The organism is Stagnihabitans sp. (genome assembly GCF_964946895.1).
Window position 1 is genome coordinate 86342 of sequence record NZ_CBBQHX010000014.1, and the last position, 24885, is coordinate 111226.

The 24885-nt window shown below is 64.3% G+C and carries 26 protein-coding genes; 10 read left to right on the forward strand and 16 right to left on the reverse strand.

Features of this window, described 5'->3' with window-relative positions; genetic code table 11:
• The first annotated feature begins 72 nt into the window (after window positions 1-72).
• Window positions 73-990 carry a zinc-ribbon domain-containing protein gene (locus tag AC1Y2B_RS11310; RefSeq protein WP_482253193.1) on the forward strand — a complete coding sequence of 306 codons (918 nt, stop codon included), beginning with the start codon at window positions 73-75 and terminating at the stop codon, window positions 988-990.
• A gap of 60 nt (window positions 991-1050) precedes the next feature.
• On the opposite strand, the gene AC1Y2B_RS11315 is transcribed toward AC1Y2B_RS11310, so the two are convergent.
• The 5 genes from AC1Y2B_RS11315 to argH form a co-directional block, all read right to left on the reverse strand.
• The gene (locus tag AC1Y2B_RS11315; RefSeq protein ID WP_482253194.1) at window positions 1051-3597 is read right to left on the reverse strand and encodes a TIGR02302 family protein; all 2547 of its coding nucleotides are present in this window, start codon (window positions 3595-3597) and stop codon (window positions 1051-1053) included.
• Between the two features lie 13 nt (window positions 3598-3610).
• Window positions 3611-4876: a diaminopimelate decarboxylase gene (gene lysA / locus AC1Y2B_RS11320; RefSeq protein ID WP_482253195.1), complete on the reverse strand. Its 1266-nt coding sequence runs from the start codon at window positions 4874-4876 to the stop codon at window positions 3611-3613.
• 262 nt (window positions 4877-5138) lie between these two features.
• Window positions 5139-6332, reverse strand: a complete 1194-nt coding sequence (locus AC1Y2B_RS11325) for a sugar-transfer associated ATP-grasp domain-containing protein (RefSeq protein WP_482253196.1) — start codon at window positions 6330-6332, stop codon at window positions 5139-5141.
• Window positions 6333-6428: 96 nt separating this feature from the next.
• The gene (locus tag AC1Y2B_RS11330; RefSeq protein WP_482253197.1) at window positions 6429-6554 is read right to left on the reverse strand and encodes a hypothetical protein; all 126 of its coding nucleotides are present in this window, start codon (window positions 6552-6554) and stop codon (window positions 6429-6431) included.
• A gap of 32 nt (window positions 6555-6586) precedes the next feature.
• Window positions 6587-7999, reverse strand: coding sequence for an argininosuccinate lyase (gene argH / locus AC1Y2B_RS11335; protein WP_482253198.1), 1413 nt, complete (start codon window positions 7997-7999; stop codon window positions 6587-6589).
• 36 nt (window positions 8000-8035) lie between these two features.
• On the opposite strand from argH, the gene AC1Y2B_RS11340 reads away from it, so the two are divergent.
• Complete coding sequence (locus AC1Y2B_RS11340; protein ID WP_482253199.1) at window positions 8036-8575, forward strand: TlpA family protein disulfide reductase; 540 nt, start codon at window positions 8036-8038, stop codon at window positions 8573-8575.
• Between the two features lie 3 nt (window positions 8576-8578).
• On the opposite strand, the gene AC1Y2B_RS11345 is transcribed toward AC1Y2B_RS11340, so the two are convergent.
• Window positions 8579-9172, reverse strand: a complete 594-nt coding sequence (locus tag AC1Y2B_RS11345; protein ID WP_482253200.1) for a DNA-3-methyladenine glycosylase I — start codon at window positions 9170-9172, stop codon at window positions 8579-8581.
• 120 nt (window positions 9173-9292) lie between these two features.
• Here AC1Y2B_RS11345 and AC1Y2B_RS11350 point away from each other — a divergent pair, with 120 nt between their 5' ends.
• From AC1Y2B_RS11350 to yddG, 4 genes are all read left to right on the forward strand, one after another.
• Window positions 9293-10135, forward strand: coding sequence for an EAL domain-containing protein (locus AC1Y2B_RS11350; RefSeq protein WP_482253201.1), 843 nt, complete (start codon window positions 9293-9295; stop codon window positions 10133-10135).
• A gap of 178 nt (window positions 10136-10313) precedes the next feature.
• The gene (locus tag AC1Y2B_RS11355) at window positions 10314-11489 is read left to right on the forward strand and encodes an acetyl-CoA C-acetyltransferase (RefSeq protein WP_482253202.1); all 1176 of its coding nucleotides are present in this window, start codon (window positions 10314-10316) and stop codon (window positions 11487-11489) included.
• A gap of 108 nt (window positions 11490-11597) precedes the next feature.
• Window positions 11598-12323 carry an acetoacetyl-CoA reductase gene (gene phbB / locus AC1Y2B_RS11360; protein ID WP_482253203.1) on the forward strand — a complete coding sequence of 242 codons (726 nt, stop codon included), beginning with the start codon at window positions 11598-11600 and terminating at the stop codon, window positions 12321-12323.
• 97 nt (window positions 12324-12420) lie between these two features.
• Complete coding sequence (gene yddG / locus AC1Y2B_RS11365) at window positions 12421-13293, forward strand: aromatic amino acid exporter YddG (protein WP_482253204.1); 873 nt, start codon at window positions 12421-12423, stop codon at window positions 13291-13293.
• Here yddG and AC1Y2B_RS11370 read toward each other — a convergent pair.
• The 3 genes from AC1Y2B_RS11370 to AC1Y2B_RS11380 form a co-directional block, all read right to left on the reverse strand.
• Complete coding sequence (locus tag AC1Y2B_RS11370) at window positions 13283-13447, reverse strand: YdcH family protein (RefSeq protein WP_482253205.1); 165 nt, start codon at window positions 13445-13447, stop codon at window positions 13283-13285. The two genes, yddG and AC1Y2B_RS11370, sit on opposite strands and share 11 nt — an antisense overlap.
• A 100-nt stretch (window positions 13448-13547) precedes the next feature.
• On the reverse strand, window positions 13548-14300 hold the full coding sequence (locus tag AC1Y2B_RS11375; protein WP_482253206.1) for a tRNA1(Val) (adenine(37)-N6)-methyltransferase: 753 nt from the start codon (window positions 14298-14300) through the stop codon (window positions 13548-13550).
• Window positions 14297-14521 (reverse strand): putative signal transducing protein, encoded by a 225-nt coding sequence (locus AC1Y2B_RS11380; RefSeq protein ID WP_482253207.1) that lies wholly within the window; start codon window positions 14519-14521, stop codon window positions 14297-14299. Before AC1Y2B_RS11380 ends, AC1Y2B_RS11375 begins: the two co-directional genes overlap by 4 nt.
• 60 nt (window positions 14522-14581) lie before the next feature.
• On the opposite strand from AC1Y2B_RS11380, the gene AC1Y2B_RS11385 reads away from it, so the two are divergent.
• Complete coding sequence (locus AC1Y2B_RS11385) at window positions 14582-15580, forward strand: polyprenyl synthetase family protein (RefSeq protein WP_482253208.1); 999 nt, start codon at window positions 14582-14584, stop codon at window positions 15578-15580.
• A gap of 87 nt (window positions 15581-15667) precedes the next feature.
• Here the strand turns inward: AC1Y2B_RS11385 and AC1Y2B_RS11390 are convergent, their stop codons facing one another.
• The gene (locus AC1Y2B_RS11390) at window positions 15668-16681 is read right to left on the reverse strand and encodes a hypothetical protein (RefSeq protein ID WP_482253209.1); all 1014 of its coding nucleotides are present in this window, start codon (window positions 16679-16681) and stop codon (window positions 15668-15670) included.
• 132 nt (window positions 16682-16813) lie between these two features.
• Window positions 16814-17284, reverse strand: coding sequence for a transcription elongation factor GreA (gene greA / locus AC1Y2B_RS11395; RefSeq protein ID WP_482253210.1), 471 nt, complete (start codon window positions 17282-17284; stop codon window positions 16814-16816).
• A 241-nt stretch (window positions 17285-17525) separates the two neighbouring features.
• Here greA and AC1Y2B_RS11400 point away from each other — a divergent pair, with 241 nt between their 5' ends.
• From AC1Y2B_RS11400 to AC1Y2B_RS11410, 3 genes are all read left to right on the forward strand, one after another.
• The gene (locus AC1Y2B_RS11400; protein ID WP_482253211.1) at window positions 17526-19178 is read left to right on the forward strand and encodes an electron transfer flavoprotein-ubiquinone oxidoreductase; all 1653 of its coding nucleotides are present in this window, start codon (window positions 17526-17528) and stop codon (window positions 19176-19178) included.
• Window positions 19179-19284: 106 nt separating this feature from the next.
• Window positions 19285-21036: a tetratricopeptide repeat protein gene (locus tag AC1Y2B_RS11405; protein WP_482253212.1), complete on the forward strand. Its 1752-nt coding sequence runs from the start codon at window positions 19285-19287 to the stop codon at window positions 21034-21036.
• Window positions 21026-21853 (forward strand): 4-(cytidine 5'-diphospho)-2-C-methyl-D-erythritol kinase, encoded by an 828-nt coding sequence (locus AC1Y2B_RS11410; protein WP_482253213.1) that lies wholly within the window; start codon window positions 21026-21028, stop codon window positions 21851-21853. Before AC1Y2B_RS11405 ends, AC1Y2B_RS11410 begins: the two co-directional genes overlap by 11 nt.
• A gap of 4 nt (window positions 21854-21857) precedes the next feature.
• On the opposite strand, the gene AC1Y2B_RS11415 is transcribed toward AC1Y2B_RS11410, so the two are convergent.
• From AC1Y2B_RS11415 to AC1Y2B_RS11435, 5 genes are all read right to left on the reverse strand, one after another.
• A complete protein-coding gene (locus AC1Y2B_RS11415; protein ID WP_482253214.1) occupies window positions 21858-22448 on the reverse strand; it encodes a GNAT family N-acetyltransferase in 591 nt (196 codons plus the stop codon).
• On the reverse strand, window positions 22445-23305 hold the full coding sequence (locus AC1Y2B_RS11420) for a molybdopterin guanine dinucleotide synthesis (protein WP_482253215.1): 861 nt from the start codon (window positions 23303-23305) through the stop codon (window positions 22445-22447). Before AC1Y2B_RS11420 ends, AC1Y2B_RS11415 begins: the two co-directional genes overlap by 4 nt.
• On the reverse strand, window positions 23302-23883 hold the full coding sequence (mobA, locus tag AC1Y2B_RS11425; protein ID WP_482253216.1) for a molybdenum cofactor guanylyltransferase MobA: 582 nt from the start codon (window positions 23881-23883) through the stop codon (window positions 23302-23304). The genes AC1Y2B_RS11420 and mobA overlap by 4 nt, the downstream gene beginning before the upstream one ends.
• 39 nt (window positions 23884-23922) lie before the next feature.
• On the reverse strand, window positions 23923-24537 hold the full coding sequence (locus tag AC1Y2B_RS11430) for a hypothetical protein (protein ID WP_482253217.1): 615 nt from the start codon (window positions 24535-24537) through the stop codon (window positions 23923-23925).
• Window positions 24538-24653: 116 nt separating this feature from the next.
• On the reverse strand, window positions 24654-24788 hold the full coding sequence (locus tag AC1Y2B_RS11435; RefSeq protein ID WP_482253218.1) for an aa3-type cytochrome c oxidase subunit IV: 135 nt from the start codon (window positions 24786-24788) through the stop codon (window positions 24654-24656).
• Window positions 24789-24885 lie beyond the last annotated feature (97 nt).

Below are 24885 nucleotides of genomic sequence, written 5' to 3' on the forward strand. Positions count from 1 at the left end.
ACCATTGGACGGGACAGGTTTAATTGCTACAACGACAGCCAGATTACCCAGAACCCGGCGGGACAGGTGAAAATGCGTTTGGTGTGCCCCAATTGTGACGCGGAATATGAGGTGGATGATGCTGCCATCCCGCGAACCGGGCGGGACGTCCAATGTTCCAATTGCGGGCATGCATGGTTTCAGGCCCATCCCGAGGCGGTCGTGGAAGAGGCTGCCACGCTGAGCGAACCGGCGGAACAGGATGCGGCGGCGGAAACCTTTGTCGAGGTTACCCCCTTCGCGCAGAACCCGGCGGTCGATGAGGTGCCGGAGGACGAACTTGACGTGCAGCCAACCCCCGAGGTGCCGCTGCCCGTACCGGTTGCCGGGCCGGCCTTGCAGGCCGCCGTGGTTGCTGAACCACTGGCCGCCGAACCAGTGGCCGAACCCGTGGCCGAACCGGTGGCCGCCACCCGCAACATCGACGAAAGCGTCCTGTCGGTTCTGCGCGAAGAAGCTGCGCGGGAAGTGGCGGCGCGGCGGGCTGAGGCACCTGCCTTGGAAACCCAAACCGAAATGCGTCTGGACCCCGGTGCAGCCGAGGCGGCCAACCGCGTGGTGGCCCGCTTGAAGGGCGAGCCCGAACCCGCCGCCGCCGCACAGGCGCCGCGCCCGCGCCGCGAGTTGTTGCCGGCGATCGAAGAAATCAACTCGACCCTGCGGGCCAGTGCCGGGCGCACGGGCGACGAAGACGTGGCCCAAGCCGCGACCGAAGCCGCCCACGAAGCGCGCAACCGGTTTGGCAGCGGGTTTCTGACCCTGGTGCTGCTGGCGGTCATTCTGGTGGCGCTTTATGTCTTCGCGCCGATCATCGCGGCCCAGGTGCCCGCGCTGGCCGATGTGGCCGGGGCCTATGTGGCGGCGGTCGATGCGGGGCGGATCTGGCTGGATACGGAAATCCGCACCCTGATCAACATGCTGCACGGAATGGAAGGCGGCTCGCAGGGCTGAGGGCCCGCGCAACCCGCGAACCACGATTTTTCTACGAAAAATCAGGCGCTTGGCTGGCGTTCAGAACAGATCCAGCAAGCGCTTGAGGTAGCTGCGTTCCTGATCAGGTCTGGCTTGCTCGCCAGCGCGTTTGCGGATTTCGTCCAGCAGTTCCTGTGCCCGACGGTAGACGTCCTGACCTTGCAGCAGTGAATGATCGGTGCCCATCTGGGTGCCCTGGCTGGTGTCGCGGCCCAAGGGGTCGCGCTGGCCTTGCGGGGCATTGTCCGTACTGGCCTGGCTGTCGCCGGGATTGCGGTCTTGCTGGCTTTGCGCCAGCGCGTCACCGAACTGCTTCATGCCATTGCGCAGGGCGTCCAGAGCCTGCGCCTGCTTGTCGAGCGCCTGCGGCAGGTCGCCTTCGCGCAGTGCTTTTTCGGCGTCGTTCATCGCCTTGCCGGCATCGCCAAGCGCCTTGCGGCCCGCTTCGCCCTTGGGATCGCCCGCGCCCGGCAGGGTGCCGGATTTTCCAAGCTGGTCGATGCGGTCTTTCAGCGTTTTCTGCCGGTCTGCCAGGCTTTGGCCATTGGGCTGGCTGCCATCCGGGTTGGGGGTGCCGTCAGGATTGGTCTGGCCATTGGGGTTTGTCTGACCATTGGGGTTTGTCTGGCCATCCGGGTTGGCCTGACTGTCCGGGCTGCCGTTCTGCATGTCATGGAAGCTGTCATCCGACAGTTTCTGCTGGTCGCGCAGGGTCTGGCCCAGATCCTTCATCGCCTGCTGACCGGGCGAGCCCTGGCCCTGACCTTGGCCCTGTCCTTGAGTGACCTTCATGTTGTTCATGAAATCACGCAGTTGCTGCATCAGGGCCTGCGCCTCGGCGGTGCGGCCCTCTTTCATCAGTTCCTGCAGCTTGTCGAGCATCTGCTGCATCTGATCTTGCGTCATCTGCATGGCCTTGCCGTCAGGCTTGTTCGGCTCGTCCGGGTTCTGGGCGTTCTTTTGGGCCTGCTGCTTCATGTAATTGTCGAGCGCCTGCCGCATTTCCTTCATCAGACGGTCGATTTCCGCCGGGGAGGCCCCGTTGCGGATGGCTTCGTCCAAGCGGTCTTGTGCGCGTTTCATGGCTTCGAACGCCGAGGACAGGGTGCCGTCTTCGACGATCAGGGCAATCTGCCAGAGCTCCTCGGCCACGTCGTCGCGTGTCTTGATGTCGAGGGTGGCGGCCACCGCATCCAGTTCCTTGATCGCCACGCGCAGGCGCAGATAGGCCTTCTGGTCGGGGAAGAAGCCCTCGGGCTTGTTGGTGACGGCTTTGAGAACCTGCACCACCTCTGGCGCGTTCTTGCGGTTCCACAACAGATCACGGCGCATTTCGATCAGCGCGGCGGCAATCGGGTCAAAGAAGCGGCGGCCGGGCAGGGTGACGTGCAAAGGCTGAGCCAGCGCCTTTTGGCCCGCGGCATCGGTTGCGCTGAAGGTCAGCGTCACCGGCAGGTTCGACATGACATCCTTGGACAGGTCATCAACCAGCACCTGATCCACCTTGGTGCGGTCACGCTTCATCGGCAGCGGCAGGTCCAGCGTGACGGGGGGGCGGTCTTCCGGGTCGATCTTCAGGCCATAGCGGCGGTCGACGGCGGCAAGGTCCAGCGCGATGGTCACGTCACCCTTGACCACACCGTAATCATCCGTCGCTTCAAAGGGTTGCTTGAAGCGGCCATCCGCGTCGCGGTCCATCTTGCCGGTGGCCATGATGGAGGGCGGGGCATCGGGCAGGATCGTCACCAGCCAGTCGCGCCCGCCGGTGCCCTCGATCGACAGCTTGCCGGATTGCTTGACGACGAAATCCTGCACCGGCTGCGAGGCGGGGGGCACATCCGTGCGGCCGGACACGGTCTCTGCAAGGATCAGCGCGCCGGGGGCCCCGTAGAACCGCAGCTGGATGCGTGTACCGGCGGGCAGGATCAGCGCCTCGTCCTTCTGGTCCGCCAGATAAAGCGCGGGTTTGCCGGTGTAGGCGGGCGGTTGGGCCCAGCCTTCCCAGGCGGGGCCGGTGGCGGCCTGACCCTGACCGCCCGGGGCCGGCAGCGTCGCCACGGTGGCCACCCGCCAGACAGAGCCGAAGATGAGCGCCAGCACCAGCACGGTCAGCGCCATGTAGCGCAGGGCATAGGGGTCGCGCGCGGCGAGCCTGAGGTCAGGTTCCACCGCCTTGGCATCGCTGGCGCGCAGCGCCATGCGGTCGCGGTGCACCGACCAGATCGCTTGCGTGGCCGGATCTTGCGAGCCCATCGCCAAGCCGTCGCGCAGGGCGGCAATCGGGCGGCCGGGCAAGCGGCTGTCGAGCCGGGTGAGCGCCTCGGCCCGCGTCGGCCTGCGGAACGCACGCCAACCCCAGACCAGCGCCCAGATCGCGGCAAAAGCCAGCGAGACCAAGCCGAACCAGTCGGCCTCCAGCGGCAGGTAGTCTTGCAGACCCAAGGCGGCAAGGCCAAGGCCCGTGATCAGAACCGTCCACAAGGGCCAGAAGGCACGGGCAAGCCGTTCCGCCCAAAGACCGGCAAGGGTCAGGCGAAGCGGAAACTCGATCCGTTTCAGGGCCGCTTCGGGCTTGCCTTCGGTCATATCCTCCGCCGGTTCACAACCATTCCGGTATGGTATCTCGCTTCAGGATTTCGTCAAAGCTTGGACGTGCGCGAATGACGGCGAAGTGATGCCCCTGCACCAGAACCTCGGGAACCAGGGGCCGGGTGTTGTATTCGGACGCCATGACAGCACCGTAAGCCCCGGCCGAGCGGAACGCCAGCAGGTCTCCTTCGTGCAGGGCGGGAAGTGCGCGGCTTTTCGCGAACGTGTCACCGGTTTCGCAAACCGGGCCAACCACGTCATAGTCATGGCTCTCTGCCGCCGCTTGCGGTTCGATGAGCGGGACGATGTCATGATGCGCGCCGTACATCGAGGGCCGTACAAGGTCGTTCATCGCGGCATCGACGATCAGGAAGGTGCGATCCTCGCCCTCTTTGACATAGATGACCTGACTGACCAGAAGGCCCGAGTTGCCCGAAATCAGACGGCCGGGTTCAATCTCGATCTCACACCCCAGATGGCCAAGCGTGCGCCGGATCATGGCGCCATAGTCCAGGGGCAGCGGTGGTGCCTCATTCGAGCGGGTGTAGGGGATGCCAAGGCCGCCCCCAAGGTCTAGGCGGCTGATCGTATGTCCATCGGCGCGCAGCTGCTCGGTCAGTTCCGCAACCTTCATGAAGGCCGCTTCAAAAGGGGCAAGCTCGGTCAGCTGACTGCCGATATGGACGTCAATGCCGACGATCTGCAGACCGGGCAGCTTGGCGGCCAGGGCATAGACCTCGCGCGCTTTTGAAATCGGGATGCCGAATTTGTTCTCTTTCTTTCCAGTGGCGATCTTTTCATGGGTCTTGGCATCGACATCGGGGTTGACGCGCAGCGTAATGGGCGCGGTCAGGCCAAGCCAATGGGCGACCTCCGACAGGGCGTGCAGTTCGGGCTCGGATTCGACATTGAACTGTCGGATGCCGCCGGTCAGGGCCAGCTTCATCTCTTCCCGCGTCTTGCCCACGCCCGAGAACACGATGCGGTCACCCGGCACCCCCGCCGCCTTCGCGCGCAGATATTCGCCGCCCGAGACCACATCCATTCCCGCACCAAGGTCTCCCAAAAGCTTGAGAACCGCGATGTTCGACAGGGACTTGATGGCAAAGCAGACCTGATGCGGCAAAGGGGACAGCGCCTCGCTGAACAGCTTGAAATGCCGGGTCAGCGTCGCCGCGGAATAGACATAGAACGGCGTGCCGACTGCCTCTGCGATATCCTCCAGCGCCACATCCTCGGCGTGAAGGTGCCCGTCCTTGTAAAGGAAATGATCCATGCGCCCGAAGTCCCTGTTCGCTTTGCATGGCAGCTATAGCAGATGACCTTCCGGGTGCAATTGCGGATGGGGCAGGAGCCTCCGGCGGGGATATTTGCACAAATATGAATGGGAAAGACGGCACTTTCTTGCCATTCACCTTGGCCCAAATATCCCCGGGAGGGTCTGGGAGGGCAGGCAGCCCTCCCAGCCGGGTCCGCCGAGCGCGCCGCGCCCGGGAATTTTCAACGAAAATACCTGGGCGCGGCGCCCTTGGTTGCGGTCAAAAGCTGGCCTTGGCTTTCTGGTAGGCTTTGCGCTTGGCTTCGTGGCTGGCCAAAAGGCGGGCGTTGCGGGCGGCCACTTCGGCGAAGACGGGCTGGAAATCGGCGTTCAGCACGCCACGGTCGGCAGCCAATTGATAAAGCGCGTGGCCGGTGTTCTCGTTGCACTCGATCAGGCATGCGCCTGTGGGAACCAGGGCGATATCCCAGCCCAGAAGGCCGTTGTTGGGCACGACGGCATGGCACGCCACGGCAAGGTCGGTGGCCGCCTTGAAGTGGGGCAGGGTGATCCCTTTCAACGGCACGCCGCTGACGGGGTGCCGGTCGACCCATTGCGTGTCGAGGCCGGAGCCATGACGGACCTTCTCGACCACGCCCGTGCGCGGGTTGACCGAAGCAATCAGGCTGCCCGGTTGCCAGAAATTGTCTGACATCGCGGTCAGCGAGGGCAGCTTCCACGAGGTGTAGAGCACTTCAGGAGTGTCGCTGCGGTTCACGGTGACCACACGCAGGGTCGATACGGCGCGCGAACCGGTCAGCGCCTCGATCTCGGGGGCCACCTTGACGGCATCCTGAAAGACATAGCCGTAGGTCAGGTTCTGCGCGACCTCGGCTGCCAGTTGGGCCAAGGCCACGCGGGCTCCGGTGGACAAGAGCGCCATGTCACCTTCAAGGCCAAGGATCATCACGGCTCCCATCGCCTGCGCGCCCTGGATCGGCTTGCCGAATAGGGGAAACCGCGCCTTGGTGCGCAGGAAGGTCTCGACCTCGGCTGCGTCGCGCAGGGTGGGCAAGAGGCCAAAGCCCCGGGACGGTGCAAAGGCCGCCTGAATGCGGGTGGTGGGCAGGCCTAGCGCGCCCATCATCGTGGTCAGCCCGACCTTGTCGGCCAGAAAGTTGCGCATATGGGTTATGGTGGGGGGCGCCATGCGGATGTTGAGGGCAAGGCTGCCCTTCTCGCCTACGAATTCCTTCTTCTGCACCAGGGGCAGGTCGGTGCGGAACAGTTGGTATTCGTAATATTCACGCGGAACGATCTGCATCGCCCCTCCGCGCAGGCGGAACATATCCGAGAATTGCCGGAAGGGCGAGACCTTGAAGCGCTTGGCCGTCTCGACCATCAGGCCTTGGCCCACGCCCGCTTTCGGGGCGTTTGATTGCGTCAAGGCCTTGGGTGCAGTGATGTCGGCCATGATCCTCTCCAGCATTGTTTCGGGATGGGAAACTGCCAGTCGATCATGGGCGAATTATGGCGCGATGGTGCAAAAGTCGCCCCATTTTCGGATAAGTTAGCCTTGGGTGGCCAGCCCGACCGTTGCCGTGCCGTGGATGGAGACGCCGGCCGGGGGCTGTGGCGCGCCCTCCGCACCACAGGCGGCAAGGGCGAAGAGGGCGAGAAGGGCAAGGCGACGCATCGGCGGCTCCGGTTTGTTTGCGGCAGCGTGGCCTAAGCCAGCGCTGCTTTCCAGCGGGCGATCTGTGCACGCACCTGATCCGGCGCGGTTCCGCCGTAGGAGACGCGGGAGCGGATCGAGTTTTCGACGCCGAGGACGGAGTAGACTTCTTGCGTGATGCCTTGGTGGGCGGAGTGCATTTCGGCCAAGGTCAGATCGGGCAGGTCGCAGCCCTTTGATTCCGCCAGCGCCACCAGACGCCCGGTGACGTGGTGCGCCTCCCGGAAGGGAAGGTTCAGGGCCCGGACCAGCCAGTCAGCAAGGTCGGTGGCGGTGGAGAAGCCCGAGGCGGCGGCGGCCTTCAGCGCCTCGCGCTGTGCAGTCATGTCGGTGACCATGCCGGTCATGGCGGCCAGCGACAGCATCAGGGTGTCGGCGGCATCGAAGACCTGCTCTTTGTCTTCCTGCATGTCCTTGGAATAGGTCAGCGGCAGGCCCTTCATGATGGTGAAGAGGGCGACGGTGGAACCCAAGATGCGGCCGATCTTGGCGCGCAGAAGTTCGGCGGCGTCAGGGTTCTTCTTCTGCGGCATGATCGAGGAACCGGTGGTCCACTTGTCCGAGAGTTTGACGAAGCGGAATTGGGCGGTGGACCAGATCACCAGCTCCTCGGCAAAGCGCGACAGATGGGTGGCGCAGATGGCGGAGGCCGACAGGAACTCCAGCGCGAAGTCGCGGTCAGACACCGAGTCCAGAGAGTTGGCGGTGGGGCGGTCAAAGCCCAAGGCCTCGGCAGTCATGTGGCGGTCGATGGGGAAGCCGGTGCCGGCCAGGGCTGCGGCGCCAAGGGGGCTTTCGTTCATCCGCTTGCGGGCGTCGGCAAAGCGGGAGCGGTCGCGGCCCAGCATCTCGACATAGGCCAGCATGTGGTGGCCCCAGGTCACAGGTTGCGCCACTTGCAGATGGGTGAAGCCGGGCATGACCCAGTCGGCCCCGGCCTCGGCTTGGGTCAGGAAGGCTTGCATGAGGGTGGTGAGGCCAAGGATGGCGGCGTCGCATTGATCGCGGACCCAGAGGCGGAAATCGACCGCCACCTGGTCATTGCGCGACCGTCCGGTGTGCAGGCGCTTGCCGGGTTCGCCCACGATCTCGGTCAGGCGGGATTCGATGTTGAGGTGGATATCCTCAAGATCGGTGCGGAAGGTGAACTTGCCTCCCTCGATCTCTGACAAGACCGTGAGCAGGCCTTCCCGGATCGCCTGTGCATCGCTAGCTGTGATGATGCCTTGTGCAGCCAACATGGCAGCATGGGCGCGGGAGCCTGCGATGTCTTGGGCGTAAAGGCGTTGGTCAAAGCCGATGGAGGCGTTGATCGCCGTCATGATCGCATCCGGCCCGCTGGCAAAGCGCCCGCCCCACATGGTATTGGCGGATGGCGGAACAGTGGGCTTGTCGGATTGGGTCATGGTGGCCCCCCCAAGGGCTATGGATGCGAGGTATGGATGCGGATCATTCGGGCTTTCCTTTATACGGGCTTTCTGGCCTGCGCAAATGTGGCCTCTGCCGGGGCCGTTGATCCGGCGCTGCTGACCGGGGCCATGGAAAAGCTGATCGTCGAGGCGCCCAAGGCTCTGCCTGCCGTCGCGTTGGCGGATCTGACGGATCAGGCCGCCGACCTGTCCCCCTACAAGGGCAAATGGTTGGTCGTGAACCTATGGGCGACATGGTGCGTGCCCTGCCGGCTGGAGATGCCGGCGTTGGACAAGTTGGCGGCGGACCGCCCGGACATTGCCGTGGTGGCGGTGGCAACCGGGCCGAACCCGGTGCCCGCGATCCAAAGCTTTCTGGACAAGGCCGGGGTCAAGACCCTGAACGTGCTGCGCGATCCCACGCAAGAACTGGCGCATCAGATGGGGGTTTTGGGCCTGCCGGTGACGGTGATCGTCAATCCGGATGGGATGGAAGTGGCCCGGCTGATTGGCGGCGCGGATTGGAGCTCGCCAGAAGCCAAGGCCGTGTTTGCAGCGCTGATGGCACCCTGACCTTCAGGCGGGCCTTGCGGCAAGGGCTGCGACCTTGTCATGGGCATGGCAGGTGACGAGGTGGTCGTTGACCAGACCGCAGGCCTGCATGAAGGCGTAGACGATGGTGGGGCCGACGAAGGTAAAGCCCGCCTTCTTCAGCATCTTGGACATGGCTTGTGATTGCGGGCTTTCGGTCGGGATGTCGCGGCCTGAGGCGGGGCGGTTCTGGCGCGGCGCGCCATCGACGAAATCCCACAGGAGGGTGGCGAAATCGCCCTTCTCTTGCAGGGTCAGATAGGCGCGGGCGTTCTTCACGGTGCCTTCGATCTTGCCCCGGTGGCGGATGATACCGGGGTTGGACAGGGCGCGCAGGATGTCGGGTTCGCCCCAGCGGGCAATGGCTTGGGGGTTGAAACCCTCGAATTCGGCGCGGAAACTCTCGCGCTTTTTCAAGATCGTGATCCAGCTTAACCCAGCCTGAAACCCGTCAAGGATCAGCTTTTCCCACAAGGCGCGCGCGTCCCATTCGGGAACACCCCATTCCGTATCATGATAGGCGCAGTACAGCGGGTCAGTGCCGCACCAGGGACACCGCGTCACGGTTGCTTCGGGCATGGGCTCCTCCTCGCTGCGTTGCAATTGGCATAAATGCCGGCGTTAACCGATGCTTTAGCCTTTGGGCCGAAGTTTGTCATGGGCAGGAGTGCGCTGCCACGACAAGCACGGGGAATCAGCATGCAGCCAGACAAAGGCAAGCCAAGGGTTGAGGCGCGGGTTGGCATGGCAAGCCCCTTGGGCGCGGCAATCAGTCAGGCCGATCAGGACACCCTGCGCATGGTGGAGGAGGCGATCCGCACCCGGCGTCTGGCTTTGGCCTATCAGCCCGTGGTTCTGACGCGCGACCCAAGGCGGGTGGCTTTCCATGAAGGCCTGATCCGCGTCTTGGAACCCAACGGGCGAATCATCCCGGCGCGGGAGTTCATCGACACCATCGAAAGCCATGAACTGGGCCGGGAAATTGACTGTGCCGCGTTAGAGTTCGGGTTGGGGGCCTTGGCCCGCCACGCTGACCTGCGTTTGGCGATCAACATGTCAGCCCGATCGATCGGCTACCCTCGCTGGATCCGGACGCTGAAGAAGGGGCTGGAGGCCGGGCCCACGGTGGGGGAACGTTTGATCCTTGAGATCACCGAAAGCTCTGCCATGACAGTGCCGGAACTGGTGGTGACCTTCATGGAAGAGTGGCAGCGCAAGGGTGTGGCCTTTGCGATGGATGATTTCGGGGCGGGCAACACGGCGATCCGCTATTTCAAGGACTTCATGTTCGACATCCTGAAGATCGACGGCCAGTTCATCCGCCAGATCAGCCGGGATCCCGACAATCAGGCGCTGGTCAAGGCTCTTCTGGGCATCGGCAAGCATTTCGAAATGTTCACGGTGGCAGAGTCGGTGGAGACGCCGGAGGATGCCGAATGTCTGCGTCTGATGGGGGTGGATTGCCTGCAGGGCTATCTGTTTGGCGCGCCCTCGGTCCGGCCACCCTGGGCCCCGGTTGAGGCGCAAAAGAAGTCCGCCTGAGGCCAAGGGCCCTGTGTTGGGCCGTGGCAGGTTTGCGCCGGATGCATGCCGCTGCGGCAAGATGGAAGGTCGCTCTTCAGCATCCGAAGTTGCTTTTGTAGGCTTTCCCGTCTAGGGCATGCTGCAGAGCGGCATCGACAGACGCTGCCGCAGGGAACATCTGAGGGGGCGAGGAAACATGACCAATGTCGTGATCGTTTCGGCGGCGCGGACCGCTGTTGGCAGCTTTAACGGGGCCTTTGCTGCGACCCCGGCGCACGAACTGGGTGCGGCGGTGATCGAGGCGCTGGTGGCGCGGGCGGGCATCGACAAGGCCGAGGTCAGCGAGACGATCCTGGGTCAGGTTCTGACCGCCGGTCAGGGCCAGAACCCGGCACGTCAGGCGGCGATCCGCGCCGGTCTGCCGATTGAAGCCAGCGCCTGGGGTCTGAACCAGGTCTGCGGCTCGGGTCTGCGGGCTGTGGCGATTGGCGCGCAGCACATCCAGTTGGGCGATGCCGATGTTGTCGTGGCCGGTGGTCAGGAAAGCATGAGCCTGTCGCCCCATGTCGCCCATATGCGCGCTGGCACCAAGATGGGCGACATCGCCTTCATCGACTCGATGATCCGCGACGGGCTGTGGGATGCCTTCAACGGCTATCACATGGGCCAGACCGCCGAGAACGTCGCCAATCAGTGGCAGATTTCGCGCGAGATGCAGGATCTGTTCGCGCTTGCCAGCCAGAACAAAGCCGAGGCCGCCCATAAGGCCGGCAAGTTCAAGGACGAGATCGTTCCCTTCATCATCAAGACCCGCAAGGGTGACACGGTTGTGGATGCTGACGAATATATCCGTCATGGTGCCACGCTGGAGTCGATGCAGAAGCTGCGTCCGGCCTTCACCAAGGACGGTTCAGTGACGGCGGCGAATGCCTCGGGTCTGAATGACGGCGCGGCGGGGGTTCTGCTGATGTCGGAAGAGCAGGCGGCCAAGCGCGGGCTGAAGGTTCTGGCGCGGATTGCGTCCTACGCGACCGCCGGCGTTGACCCCTCGATCATGGGCGTCGGGCCGATTCAGGCCAGCCGCAAGGCGCTGCAGAAGGCCGGTTGGTCGGTGGCTGATCTGGACCTGGTCGAAGCGAACGAGGCTTTTGCCGCCCAAGCCTGCGCTGTCAACAAGGACATGGGCTGGAACCCCGAGATCGTCAACGTGAACGGCGGCGCCATTGCCATCGGTCACCCGATTGGCGCCTCGGGCGCGCGTATCCTGAACACGCTGATCCACGAGATGGGCCGCCGCGATGCCAAGAAGGGTCTGGCGACCCTGTGCATCGGCGGCGGGATGGGCGTTGCCATGTGCCTGGAACGCGCCTGATTGCTGCGCTTGCGTAATATTGCCGCATAGGCACGGTGCCGCGCAATAAAGTTGCGCGGCATTTCTATTTTGGGTAGTCAGGCTTCGAGGGAAGTTAAGGAGGACAGAATGTCGAAAGTGGCTTTGGTGACGGGCGGCTCGCGGGGGATCGGGGCGGCCATTTCGGTTGCACTGCAGGCGGCGGGCTATACGGTGGCGGCAAACTATGCCGGCAACGACGAGGCGGCGGCCAAGTTCACCGCCGAGACGGGCATCAAGACCTACAAGTGGTCGGTGGCGGATTATGACGCCTGCAAGGCCGGCATCGCGCAGGTCGAGGCTGATCTGGGCCCGGTGGCCGTGCTGGTCAACAATGCGGGTATCACGCGGGACTCGATGTTCCACAAGATGACGCCGCAGGCCTGGAAAGAGGTCATCGACACCAACCTGTCGGGCCTGTTCAACATGACCCATCCGGTCTGGACCGGCATGCGCGACCGCAAGTTTGGCCGGGTGATCAACATCTCGTCCATAAACGGGCAAAAGGGTCAGGCGGGGCAGGTGAACTACTCGGCCGCCAAGTCGGGTGATCTGGGCTTCACCAAGGCGCTGGCGCAGGAAGGCGCGCGGGCTGGCATCACCGTGAACGCGATCTGCCCGGGCTATATCGGCACCGACATGGTCAAGGCGATCGACGAGAAGGTGCTGGCCGAGCGCATCATCCCGCAAATTCCGGTCGGCCGTCTGGGCGAGCCGTCCGAGATCGCGCGGATCGTGGTGTTCCTGGCCTCCGACGACGCGGGCTTCATCACGGGTTCGACCATCTCGGCCAACGGCGGGCAGTTCTTCGTCTGAGGTCGGATGGGCCATAGCGCTATCCTGCGAAGGCCCGCCCCACGGCGGGCCTTTTCCTTTGGAGCGGCTCCGGTTAGGCAGGCCGACGGAGGACCAGATGACCCGAAATCGCGCAACCCTGATCGGAACCACCGCCATCCTGATGTGGGCGCTTCTGGCGGCGCTGACCATCGGCACGGCCCCGGTGCCGCCCTTGCAACTGAACGCCGTCTGCTTTGGTCTGGGTGGCGCCATCGGCCTGATCTGGATGGCCTTCGGGCGCGGCTTTTCGGTGCTGCGCGGGGTGGGCTGGAAGGTCTATGCCTTCGGCGCGATTGGTCTGTTCGGCTACCACTTCCTGTACTTTACGGCGTTCCGCATCGCGCCCTATGCGCAAACCGGCCTGATCGCCTATCTTTGGCCGTTGTTCATCGTTCTGCTCTCGGGCCTGCTGCCGGGCGAGACTTTGCGGCCCCTGCATCTGATCGGTGCAGCCCTGGCCTTCGCCGGGGCAGCTCTGATCGTTCTCGGCGGTGGCATGACGGCGGGGCCGGGGGCCGCGGCGGGGCTGGGACTGGCCTTCTTGTGTGCCGTGACCTGGGCTGGCTATTCCGTGCTGTCACGCAAGATGGGGCAGGTGCCGACCGAGGCGGTCACGGTCTTCTGCCTGCTGACCGCAGCCTTGTCAGCGCTAAGCCATCTGGCGCTGGAGGTTACAGCCTGGCCGCAGGGCGCCACCGGCTGGGCTGCAACGCTTGCTCTGGGCGCGGGGCCGGTGGGGCTGGCCTTCTTCACTTGGGATGTGGGGATGAAACGCGGGGATATTCAGATGCTTGGCACTCTGTCCTATGCAGCACCGCTTCTGTCCACGCTGGTCTTGATCACGACAGGTCACGCCACCGCGACCCCGATCCTTGGCCTTGCGGCCTTGGCGATAACCGGCGGGGCAGCGCTGGCTGCCCGCGCCGGAAGCAAGGGCCCTACTGGGTAAGCCGGGCGATTTCTTCCTTCAGCTTGAGTTTCTGCTTCTTCAGTTCGGCAATTTCCAGATCATCCACGGCAGGGCGGCGCTGCGCCATTTCGACCGCGGTGGAGAGGTGTTCGTGCTTCCGCTTCAGTTCAGTGATATGCGAAGCAACACTCATGGGGAACCTCCGATAGCTGTTTCCAAGACCTTCAGTGCAGCACGAATTCATGAGTCTGTCACGAAATCTTCTGGTCACCCGGCGCCGTAGTGCCAAGAATTCAGCTAAACTCGGCGGAAAGCGGCGCCCCGTTGCGCAGGATGTCGTTCGCGCGGGGGGTGTAGCTTTCCCGGTCGCCGTCATGCGCCTCGCCCTGATGGGTGATCAGGGGGGCCAGCAGCCGGAACGCCGCCTTGCCGCCTTTGCGGGCCCGCAGGATGACGCGCAGCGCCGGACGCCCTTCGCGCGCGGCAATCGGCAGGACGACCGCCGAGCCAAGCCGCGGCCCCATCGCCGCCAAAACCTCCGGCAAGCCGTCAGCCCCAAGGATCATCGTCAGCCATCCGCCCGGATCAAGCCGCCGCGAAGCCGCTGCCACCCACTCACCCAAGGGCAGTTCGGCCCGTAAGGCCACGTCGCGCCCTGCGACGGGCGAGGGCGAGCCGCCGCGCGGATACCAAGGCGGATTGGCAATCACATGGTCAAAGCCCACCCGCAGCACGGCAGGCATTGCGGTCAGATCGCCGGTGATCACGGTCAGCGGAATGCCATTCCCTGCTGCATTGCGGCGGGCCAGCGCTGCATAATCTTCCTGCAATTCCAACCCGGTCTGCACCAGCCCCGGCACGCGCGCGGCAAGGCAAAGCGAGGCCGCCCCGGCACCGCAGCCCAGATCCAGCACCCGCTGCCCCGCCACGGCCGGGCAAGCTGCGGCCAGAAGCACGGCATCGGTCGCCGCACGGTAACCGCGCCGGGGTTGCCACAGATGCAGACGCCCACACAGGAAGGCGTCATGGGTCAGGTCGTCGTTCATTCCGGCAGGCTGTCTTTGGGAAAATCATTGTCGCGCAGTACCGCATGGGCCAAGAAATGATCGCGGTCCGCCACCATCAGCCGCCTTGGCAGCAGAAAGCTCGATCCTTCAAGGACGCTCATGTGGACGTCCATTTCAAACGCCGCTATACCCTCGCCCGCAAGCAAGGCTTGGGCGAAGGCAATCAGGGTCGGGTCATTGGTGCGTAACAACAGGCGCATGGGCCAGACTTACGGAACCCTGCGTCCCGTGTCGAGACGTTAGGGAAGGCGATGATCGCGATGGACAAACAGGCTCACGTCAAGCCGCAGGACGCGCTCGCCGATGCCTTGGCTGCGGATATGGCCGCGGTCAACCTGCTGATCCGGGAACGGATGGCCTCAAAGCACGCGCCGCGCATTCCAGAGGTGACCGCGCATCTCGTCGAAGCCGGCGGCAAGCGCCTGCGCCCTATGTTGACCTTGGCTGCGGCGCGGATCTGCGGCTATGACGGCGATCACCACATCAAGCTGGCCGCCACGGTGGAATTCATTCACACCGCGACCCTGTTGCATGACGACGTGGTCGACGAAAGCAAGCAGCGTCGCGGTCGCCCGACGGCCAACCTCTTGTGGGACAACAAGTCTTCGGTTTTGGTGGGCGACTACCTGTTTTCGCGCAGCTTTCAACTGATGGTCGAGACGGGAACCCTGCGCGTGCTGGATATCCTGGCCAACGCCTCTGCCACCATTGCCGAGGGCGAGGTGCTGCAACTGACGGCCGCACAGGATCTGAAGACGGATGAAGCCATCTATCTGCAAGTGGTGCGTGGCAAGACCGCGGCGTTGTTTGCGGCCGCCTGCGAAGTGGGCGGCGTGATCGCCGGCGCCCCCGAGGATCAGGTCCGTGCGTTGTTTGACTATGGTGACGCGCTCGGCATCGCGTTCCAGATCGCGGATGACCTTCTGGATTATGGCGGATCCTCTGCCGTCATCGGCAAGAACACCGGCGACGATTTCCGCGAGCGCAAGGTCACCCTGCCGGTGATCAAGGCCGTGGCCAAGGCCACCCCTGAAGAGCGCGCCTTCTGGACCCGGGTCATCGAAAAAGGCGATCAGCGTGACGGTGATCTGGACCACGCATTGAAGCTTCTGACCGAAACCGGCGGCTTGCAGGCGGCGCGCGACGAGGCCTTTGTCTGGGCCGCCAAGGCACGTGATGCGCTGGCCGTTCTGCCAGACCAACCGCTGCGCAAAACCCTGTCCGAACTTGCCGACTACGTGGTCAGCCGGGTCAACTGACCCCTTGCATTTGCTCCTTTGGAAATACTCCACGGGAGGGTCCGGGAGGGTGTGAAACCCTCCCTGCGGCCAGACAGGGGCGCCGCCTCAGTCGAATGTCCCGGTCACCCGGCCAAACAGCATGAAGGCGCGCGCGGTGCGGGTGTCGGACAGGAAGCTCAATTCGCTGTCGCTGGCGCTGGGTTCGATGGCGGCAATCGCCTTGTCGAAGGATCGCAGGAAGTGGTGGGCGGCATCGCGGAAGACGGTATCCTCGCGCATGCGGTTGGCGGTCAGGGCAAGACAGGAGCGGTCGCGCACGCCGCCAAGGCCCGCGATGGTGCGGCCGCGTTCGCCAGCTGCGAACTGCCGCCACAGATCCGGACGGGCGCGGTCGGGGGAGAGGTCGTCCATGTAGATGCCCTCTTGCGCCAGCAGGGTCAGCACATCTTGTGCCGCACGGATCAGCTTGGCCGTGGTGCGATCGGCCAAGGCCAGCCGCAGCGCCTGGAATCCCTCGCGGTCTTCCGGGCCTTCGGGGAAATGGATGGCGCGCAGGAAAACCTCCATCGTCAAAGGTGCCTGCGGCTCGTCCATGGGCGTGCCAAGTGCCAAAGCGGGCTGCTCCTCCGCAATCATCGGCGCACGCGGCGGCAGCATGGTGGATTTGCGGTCGGCCGAGGGCAAGGTCAGCGTCGCATCCCGGCGTGACGCGAAGGGCACCGAGGGCTCGGCGGCCACAGCCTCGTCGCGGCTGCGGTCGGCGGGGCGTTCGGGCTGGCGCTGCGCGGCTGCGGCTTGCGATTGCTGCTGGCTCGAAGCGTAGGACACCCGCATGGCGTCGACCGTCCCTTGCAAGCGGCCCGCCTCGACCTGCAGGGCGTGGATGGATTTCAGCGTGGCCACCGCGAACCAGGCCAGCCCCAACGGCAGCAGCACCACCAGGAGGGTCATCGCCTTGCCGATCAGACCCGAGGGGCTGAGGCCGGACCAGACATAGATCCCAACGACCAGCAGCCAGACAAGGCTGAAGGCCCCGGCCCCCCAATCCAGCGGGCTGGTCTGCGCCGCGCCAAACGGCAGGGCCTTCAGGTTCGGGACTTCATTTGGTTTCTTCGGCATCCTTGCCCCGTTCCCAAGGTCAGACGCAAATCTGGCGCGACGCCACATCTGCCTCAACTTCTGACCTTCCCATGCCATAGGCGAATAGCCAAGAACATCAGCCCTTAGGTGACCGCATCGCGCCCTAAAGGCTCAGACGAAGCGGACGCTGACGATTTCGTAGCTTTTCTGGCCGCCGGGGGTTTTGACCTCGACGGAATCGCCCTCTTCCTTGCCAATTAGCGCGCGTGCCAAGGGCGACCGGATGTTGAGCAAGCCCCGTTCCAGATCGGCTTCGACCTCACCCACGATCTGGAAGGTCTTTTCCTCGCCCGATTCGTCATCCGAGACAATGACCGTCGCGCCGAACTTGACGCCGCCGGTGAACTTCGACGGGTCAATCACTTCGGCCCGCGACAGGACGGATTCCAGTTCCTTGACCCGGCCCTCGATGAAGCTCTGCTTTTCACGCGCGGCGTGGTATTCGGCGTTTTCGGACAGGTCGCCATGCTCGCGCGCCTCCGCAATGGCGCGGATCACGGCGGGGCGTTCCACCGATTTCAGGTGCTTCAACTCGTCGTCCAGCAGGGTGAACCCTGCGCGTGTCAGCGGAATCTTTTCCATCGGCCCACTCAATCAAATAAAAGGCCACGGCCCTTTTCGGACCATGACCTTGCATACGCCACACAGAAAGCCCGATCTCGGCAAGATTGCAAGGGGGAGGCCGCGAATAAACGGCGGATCGTCGCTGCAGCGATAGAATCTTGCGGCCAGCTTGCGACGGATAGGTGTTTCGTTGCGCCGCAGCGTTGACCCTGACGGTGGCATAGGGCAAGGAACCCCAACCGATTTGCAGGAGATGGTCATGGCACAGGACATCGTGCGCGAAGAGATGGAATATGACGTGGTCATCGTGGGCGCTGGCCCCTCGGGCCTGTCCGCGGCGATCCGGCTGAAGCAGCTGGATGCCAACCTGTCCGTCGTCGTCCTGGAAAAGGGCTCGGAAGTCGGCGCGCATATCCTGTCAGGCGCGGTGCTGGACCCCTCTGGTCTGAATGCGCTGATCCCGGACTGGAAGGAACGCGGCGCGCCGATCAAGACCGCGGTCAAGGAGGATAACTTCTACATTCTAGGGCCGGCCGGGCAGATCCGCATTCCGAACTGGCCGATGCCGCCCCTGATGAACAACCACGGCAATTACATCGTCTCGATGGCGAATGTCTGCCGCTGGATGGCGCAGCAAGCAGAGGCGCTTGGCGTGGAAATCTTCCCGGGCATGTCCTGTTCCGAACTGGTCTACGGCGCAAATGGCGAAGTGCGCGGCGTGGTGGCGGGGGAATTCGGCAAGAACGCCGACGGCACGCCAGGGCCGTCGTATGAGCCGGGGATGGTGCTGGCGGGCAAGTATGTCTTCCTGTCGGAAGGCGTGCGCGGCAGTCTGTCGAAAGAGGTCATCGCGAAATACGACCTTTATGCCGGCAAGACCTTCCAGAAATACGGTCTGGGGATGAAGGAAATCTGGCAGATCGACCCTGCCAAGCATCATGAAGGCCGCGTGACCCACACGATGGGCTGGCCGCTGGGCAAGAATGCCGGTGGCGGCAGCTTCATCTACCACCTTGAGAACAATCAGGTTTACATCGGTCTGGTGGTTCACCTGAACTACGAAAACCCGCACCTGTACCCCTACATGGAATTCCAGCGCTTCAAGCATCACCCGATGGTCGCTGACCTTTTGAAGGGCGGCAAGCGCGTGGCTTACGGCGCGCGGGCCATCTCGGAAGGTGGCTGGCAGTCTATTCCGAAGATGGTCGCCCCCGGTGTGGCGCTGCTGGGCTGCTCGGCCGGTCTGGTCAACGTGCCGCGCATCAAGGGCAACCACAACGCCATGCTGTCGGGCAAAGCGGCCGCCGAGGCGGCCTATGCCGCGATCAGCGCGGGCCGTCGGGGCGACGAGCTGACCGATTACGAGACCGAGGTGCGCGGTGGCGCCATCGGTCAGGACCTGAAGAAGGTGCGCAACATCAAGCCCCTGTGGTCGAACTACGGGCTTATCGCCAGCCTTTTGGGCGGCGGGCTCGACATGTGGCTGAACACCTTTGGCATGACGATCTTCGGCACGCTGAAGCATCACAAGACCGACGCGGCCCACACCGGCAAAGCCGCCGATTTCCCGAAAATCGACTATCCCAAGCCCGATGGCGTGCTGTCCTTCGACCGGCTGACCAACATCGCCTATTCGGCCACCAACCATGACCCCGATCAACCCGCGCATCTGAAGCTGACCGACCCGACCATCCCGATCCGGGTCAACCTGCCGGACTATGATGAACCGGCGCAGCGCTATTGCCCGGCCGGCGTCTATGAAGTGATCCGCGAAGAGGGCAAGGAGCCGCGCTTTCAGATCAACTTCCAGAACTGCGTGCATTGCAAGACTTGTGACATCAAGGACCCGTCGCAGAACATCACCTGGACCACGCCGCAAGGGGGCGGCGGGCCGAATTATCCCAACATGTGACCTCTGTCACCGAAACGTCATAGGCGGCCCGAGGATAAGACCCTCGGGCCGCATTGCTCTTGGTGGCTTGCGCCTTTAGCGTAGGGCATCGTCGAAGGAGAGCCTGATGCCGCGTCGCACATTGTCCCTGATCCTGGCCTCAAGCCTTGCCTTCGGGCTGGCCGGAGGCCCCCTTGCGGCGGGGACGACGGCCAACCCTGCGCCCGCCACGGCCAAGCCGACCGACGCCACCGCAGCCCTGCCCGACAGCGCCGGAGCCTATCTGGCGGCGCGTCAGGCGGCGGCGACCCATGATTTTGCAGCGGCCGCCTATTGGTACAACGTGGCTCTGCAGGTCGATCCGCAGAACCCGGACCTGTTGGAGGCCGCCGTCACCGGTCTTCTGGCGCAGGGCGATATTGCGGGGGCGGCCAAGCTGGCGCGTTCGCTGGAGACACTCGGGTCCAAAAGTCAGATCGCCGCCATGACGCTTCTGGCCGATGATGCGCTGTCCGATGATTTCGCGGCCATTCTGGCGGCACAGGCCAAAGGTGCGACAATCGGTCAGTTGATGGACGGTCTGGTGACGGCCTGGGCTGAGGTGGGCACCGGCAAGATGTCGGACGCCGCTGCCGCCTTCGACAAGATCATTGCCACCCCGGGCATGGAAACCTTCGGGCTGTATCACAAGGCCTTGGCCCTGGCGCAAACCGGCGATTTCGAGGGGGCCGAGAAGCTTCTGTCGGACCCGCGGGCATCGGCGATCACCGGCCTCAGGCGCGGCGTGCTGGCGCAGGTTGAAATTCTCAGCCAGCTTGAACGTGGGCCGGATGCCGTGGCGCTGATTGACAAGGTCTATGGCCCGGATCTGGACCCTGGTTTGGCCGATCTGCGCCGCAGGCTTGCCGCTGGGGAGCCCGTGCCCTTTGACGTGGCCCGCACCGCACGCGAGGGTCTGGCCGAGGCGTTCTTCACCCTGGCCACCGTGCTGGCCGGGCAGGCCGACGACACCTTCACCCTGATCAATACCCGCATCGCCACAGCCCTGCGCCCCGACCATGTCGAAGCGCAACTGATGACGGCCCGGATCCTGAACAAGCTGGAGCAATTCGAATTGGCGGCGGATGCCTTCTCCAAGGTGCCTGAAGGCGATCCGGCCTATGTGGCGGCCGTGGTCGGTCAGGCCAATGCTGATATATCCGCGGGCAGGACCGATGCGGCCGTGGTGCTGCTGAAGGGTCTTGCTGACAAGAATCCCAAGGATTCCGGTGTGTTGACGGCCTATGGCGACACGTTGCGGCGGCAGGGGCATTGCGATCTGGCGATTGGGGTCTATTCGCAGGCGATCGGACTTATCGTCTCTCCGACCGCCAGCGACTGGCCGATCTATTACCGGCGTGGCGGTTGCAACTTTGATCAGGGCAACTGGCCCGCCGCCGAGGCTGATTACAAGGCTGCCCTCGCCCTGGCTCCGAACGAGCCGCGTCTGCTGAACGAACTGGGCTACGGCTATGTCGACCGGGGCGAGAATCTGGATGCCGCCTTGGCCATGATCCAGAAGGCGGTCGATACGGCACCGGATCAAGGCTATATCATCGACAGTCTGGCATGGGCGTATTTCCGGCTGGGGCGTTATGCCGATGCCGTGGCCCCACAGGAAAAGGCCTCGCTGCTGATGCCGGTCGATCCGGTGGTGACGGACCATCTGGGCGATGTCTACTGGATGGTGGGTCGCAAGCGTGAAGCGCAATATCAATGGCACCGCGCCCTGTCCTTCCACCCCGAAGACAAGGACGCCGCCCGGATCAACCGCAAGCTGGATGTCGGACTGGATCAGGTCCTGAAGGACGAAAAAGCGCAAGGCAGCAATGGCGGTTGAACGGTTAGCCCGGGCCAAGATCAATCTGGCCCTGCATGTCACCGGACGGCGGGCCGATGGGTATCATCTGCTCGACAGTCTCGTGGCGTTTGCCGACTATGGTGATGTGGTGCGGGTTGAGGCCTCGGACGGCCTTGGTCTGATGGTGACCGGCCCGATGGGGGCGGGGTTGTCGGCTGGGCCGGACAATCTGGTGCTGCGGGCGGCGGCCGTGATGGGGCGGGGGGGGGCGATCACCCTCGACAAGCGGCTGCCAGTGGCTTCGGGCATCGGCGGCGGCTCGGCTGATGCGGCGGCGACGTTGTCCGCCTTGGCAGAGCTTTGGGGATGTGATTTGCCCTCGGACGCGCAGGTGCTGGCCTTGGGGGCGGATGTGCCGGTGTGTCTGTCCGGCGTGGCGGCGCGGATGCAGGGGATTGGCGAGAAGATCACGCCGGTCGCGCTGCCGCAGGCCCATCTGGTGCTGGTCAACCCCGGCTTTGGCCTTGCAACAGCGGATGTGTTCCGCGCCATGACCCGCCGCGACAACCCGGCTCTGCCTGCGCCCGAGGCCCTTGGCGATGCCCCGGCTTTGGCCGCCTACCTTCATCTGTGCCGCAACGATCTGCAGCCTGCCGCGCTGTCGTTGGCCCCGCAGATCGGCCAAGCGCTGGCAGCACTGGCCGGCCAGACGGGTTGCCTGCTGGCCAGAATGTCGGGGTCTGGCGCAACCTGCTTTGGACTTTTCGAACATGCTGATCAAGCAGCAGCGGCAGAATCTGCCATTTCCATGGCTTATCCGAACTATTGGGTGAAAGCCGCAGCCCTCGCCGGCTAAGCCGTCACAACTGCCGCACCATCGTCACGGCATAAGAGAATCCGAAGACGTGGCGCAGCACGCCGATGCTTTGTCGCCGTGTCTCGACAAAGCCCAAACGGTCGTACAGCGCCTGCGCCCGCGCGTTGCTGTTGATGACATCCAGCCGGACTGAGTGATAGCCGCGCAACCGGGCTTCGGCGGCGATGGCGCTCATCAGGGCCGAACCGATCCCCTGTCCGCGACGGTCGGGCACCACGCAGAGGCCGTCGAGCAGGAAGTTCTCGTTGTCCACTTCGTCCGTCAGCCAGCCCAGCACCCGCGCACGCCAGGTGCCGCCAAGTGCGCCATAGATGGCGCGCATGGCGTCGGGCCCGCCTGCGGCAAAGCTGCCTTGCGGGGTCTTGAAGCCTGCGAGGCCCAGAAGCCGGCCGGAGTCCGACACGGCGATGACAGCGTGGTCGGCGCGGATCACCAGATGCAGGTAAGCCAGGGCCCGCGCCTCGGGCCCCATCACAAGCCCCAGTTTGCTGCCGAAAGCCTGCCAGTAAAGCCGCGCTGCATCGGCCCGCAGATTGGCGGGCAGGCCGAGTTGCAGGCGGTAGGGCTCGGTCATAGCGCCCCCAGCAAGACGGTTTGCGCGCCTGCGCCCAGGATCCAGCCCTCTTCGCCCCGCACCTCGGGCGGCGGGGCGGCCAGCAGCTTGGCCAGTTGGTCGGTCTGACCAAGACGCCACAGCGCCTGCGCCAGCAGACGAACCTGAACCTCGTCCTTGATAACGCCGGGTCCAAGTGCTGCCGTGACGGCGGGGGCCAGCAGGGAAGGGTAAATTTCGGCCAGCAGAACCGGGGCAGGGGCGTCAAAGGGCCAGACGGCTGTGCCGGGCATTTGCGACAGACGATGGATCATGGGCAGGCCCATCAGGCTTTGCCCGCCGGCGGCCCCGGTGGTGTAGAGCTTCCAGACCGGCTGTGCGCCGGGCACCAGCGTTTCGACCCGACGCCGTTCGCGCAGGCCAAGCGCCGCATAGTCCACCGTCTTGCGGCTGGGCAAATGGTCGAAGGGCTGGCTGTCCGGGCGACCCCAGAACGGGCCGGCGCCGCCCAAGCTGCGGTTGATCATATCGGCCACGGCGAAGCGGTTGTTGTGGTTGTCCGGGCCGTCGATGATCGCCTTTGACAGCCAATGCCAGACGGCAGCGACCTTGGCCTGTCCGGTCAGCCGGGCGGCGAAGCCGTCGGGGTAGCCGAACGGGAAATCAAAGCCCAAAAACAGGCTTTGTCCAGCGGCTTGCGCCGTTTCGATCAAGGCCTTGATGGCCACCTCTGCCGCGTGCCGCGAGGGATGATAGCGGGTCTCTACCCCCTTGGCCGAGGCAAGCCCCAGCCAGATCGCGTCCGCCTGCGGTCTGTTCCGCGGTCTTGCGGCCGAGGCCGACCAATCGACCACGGCCACAAGGTCAAACCCGCTCATGGCTTGGTCACCACGCGTGCGTGCAGCCGGGCTAGCTCTTCTGGCGTGTTGGCGTTGCTGAAACTGCCTTCGGGAAAGGCGGCCAGCGTGGCGCCGTGGGCCTTGGCAAAGTCGCGCAGTCGCGGCACGGCACCCGATGCAAGGAAAGCCTCCAGCGCCGGGATCAGCGTCACCGGCCAGATCGCGCAGGTCGGGTGCAGGTCGGCGCCAGAGGTTGCCATCGCAGGGACGCCCGCCTCGCCCGCCAGACAAAGCCGTGGCACCAGATCGGGCGGCAGGAACGGGCCGTCGCAGGGGACCGACACCACGGCCGAGGCCCCCAGCGGCGCGGCCCACTTCAGCCCCGACAAGATGCCCGACAACGGGCCCCTGCGGGCCTCGTCAGCCAGCACAGGAAGGCCCAGAAAGGCGAAACGCTTTGGGTTTCCATTGGCTGACAGGGCCAGCGCCTCGACTTGCGGATCGAAGCGTTCCGCAACCCATGCCACCATCGGGCGTCCAGCCAGCGGGACAAGCGCCTTGTCCGCACCCATCCGACGCGACTCGCCGCCTGCCAGGATTACGCCGAATATCCGCACGTTTCCTCATCCCCGACCCTGGCCCCAAAGCGGTCGGCGTCAGTTTGTCGTGGCTGCCTTGGCGGGGACCAAAGGGTCAAAGGTGAAGGTCGTGGCGACGTTGTCGACATCCTGTTCTACCACGCCGGGCAGTTTGGCCATGCCGCGGGACAATGCCTTGGGGAAAAACGTGTTGGGCATGGTTTCGAAGCCCGGCAGCTTGTGCAGGATGACCGAGATGGAATGGCTGCAGTCGGCTTTGGGGGCCGAACCTTGCGCCACGGACGCGGCAATTGCCTGATCCGCCTCGGCCTGCGAGACGACGACGGTCTGCAGGATGACATGGAACACGCCATCAGACTGGAATTTCACATAGCTGGCCACAGCCGCCGGGTTCATGCCGTAATGCAGGTCATTGCGCTCTGGCGCCAGCCCCGCCTGAAGCTCCCACGAGCCGGCCGGGTCATAAAGGACGCGTTCGCTGCCATTGATCAGAAGGCCGGAATGCGCCCCCGCGCCGCTGCGCCCATTGATCGAGGTGATCAGCGTGATCGTGGCAGGCGGACCCTGAACATAGCGCGCCGAGGTGACCTCGGCATCGCTGGCCCATTTGTGGTCTGCGCCACAGGCCGCCAGAAAAGCGACGGCCACAAGGGCAAGAAGGCGGCTCAGCATCGGGTCACCTGTTCACGAATCGATTTTCCAAAAAAAGGACGCGCGTGACGCGTCCCGCGAAGCCATTGGCATCCGGTTTCAGTCCCCTTTGCAGGGCTGAAACCGCAGGTCCGACATCAGGCGTCGGCCAGCGCCATGACGATCAGCACCAGAACCGCAATCACGGCACCCCAAGTGACCAAGCGCAGAAAGCCGTTGAACGTCTTTTCCTGTGCGCGGATGTCCATATTGCCCGGAACGTATTCGCCCATGTTTCCAGCCTCCTGATTTGCCAAGCCGTTGATGGTCCGCAGACCTTTGATCTAGGCCATAAACGATAAGTCCGGGGCTGTCACGGGGGCAAGTGGC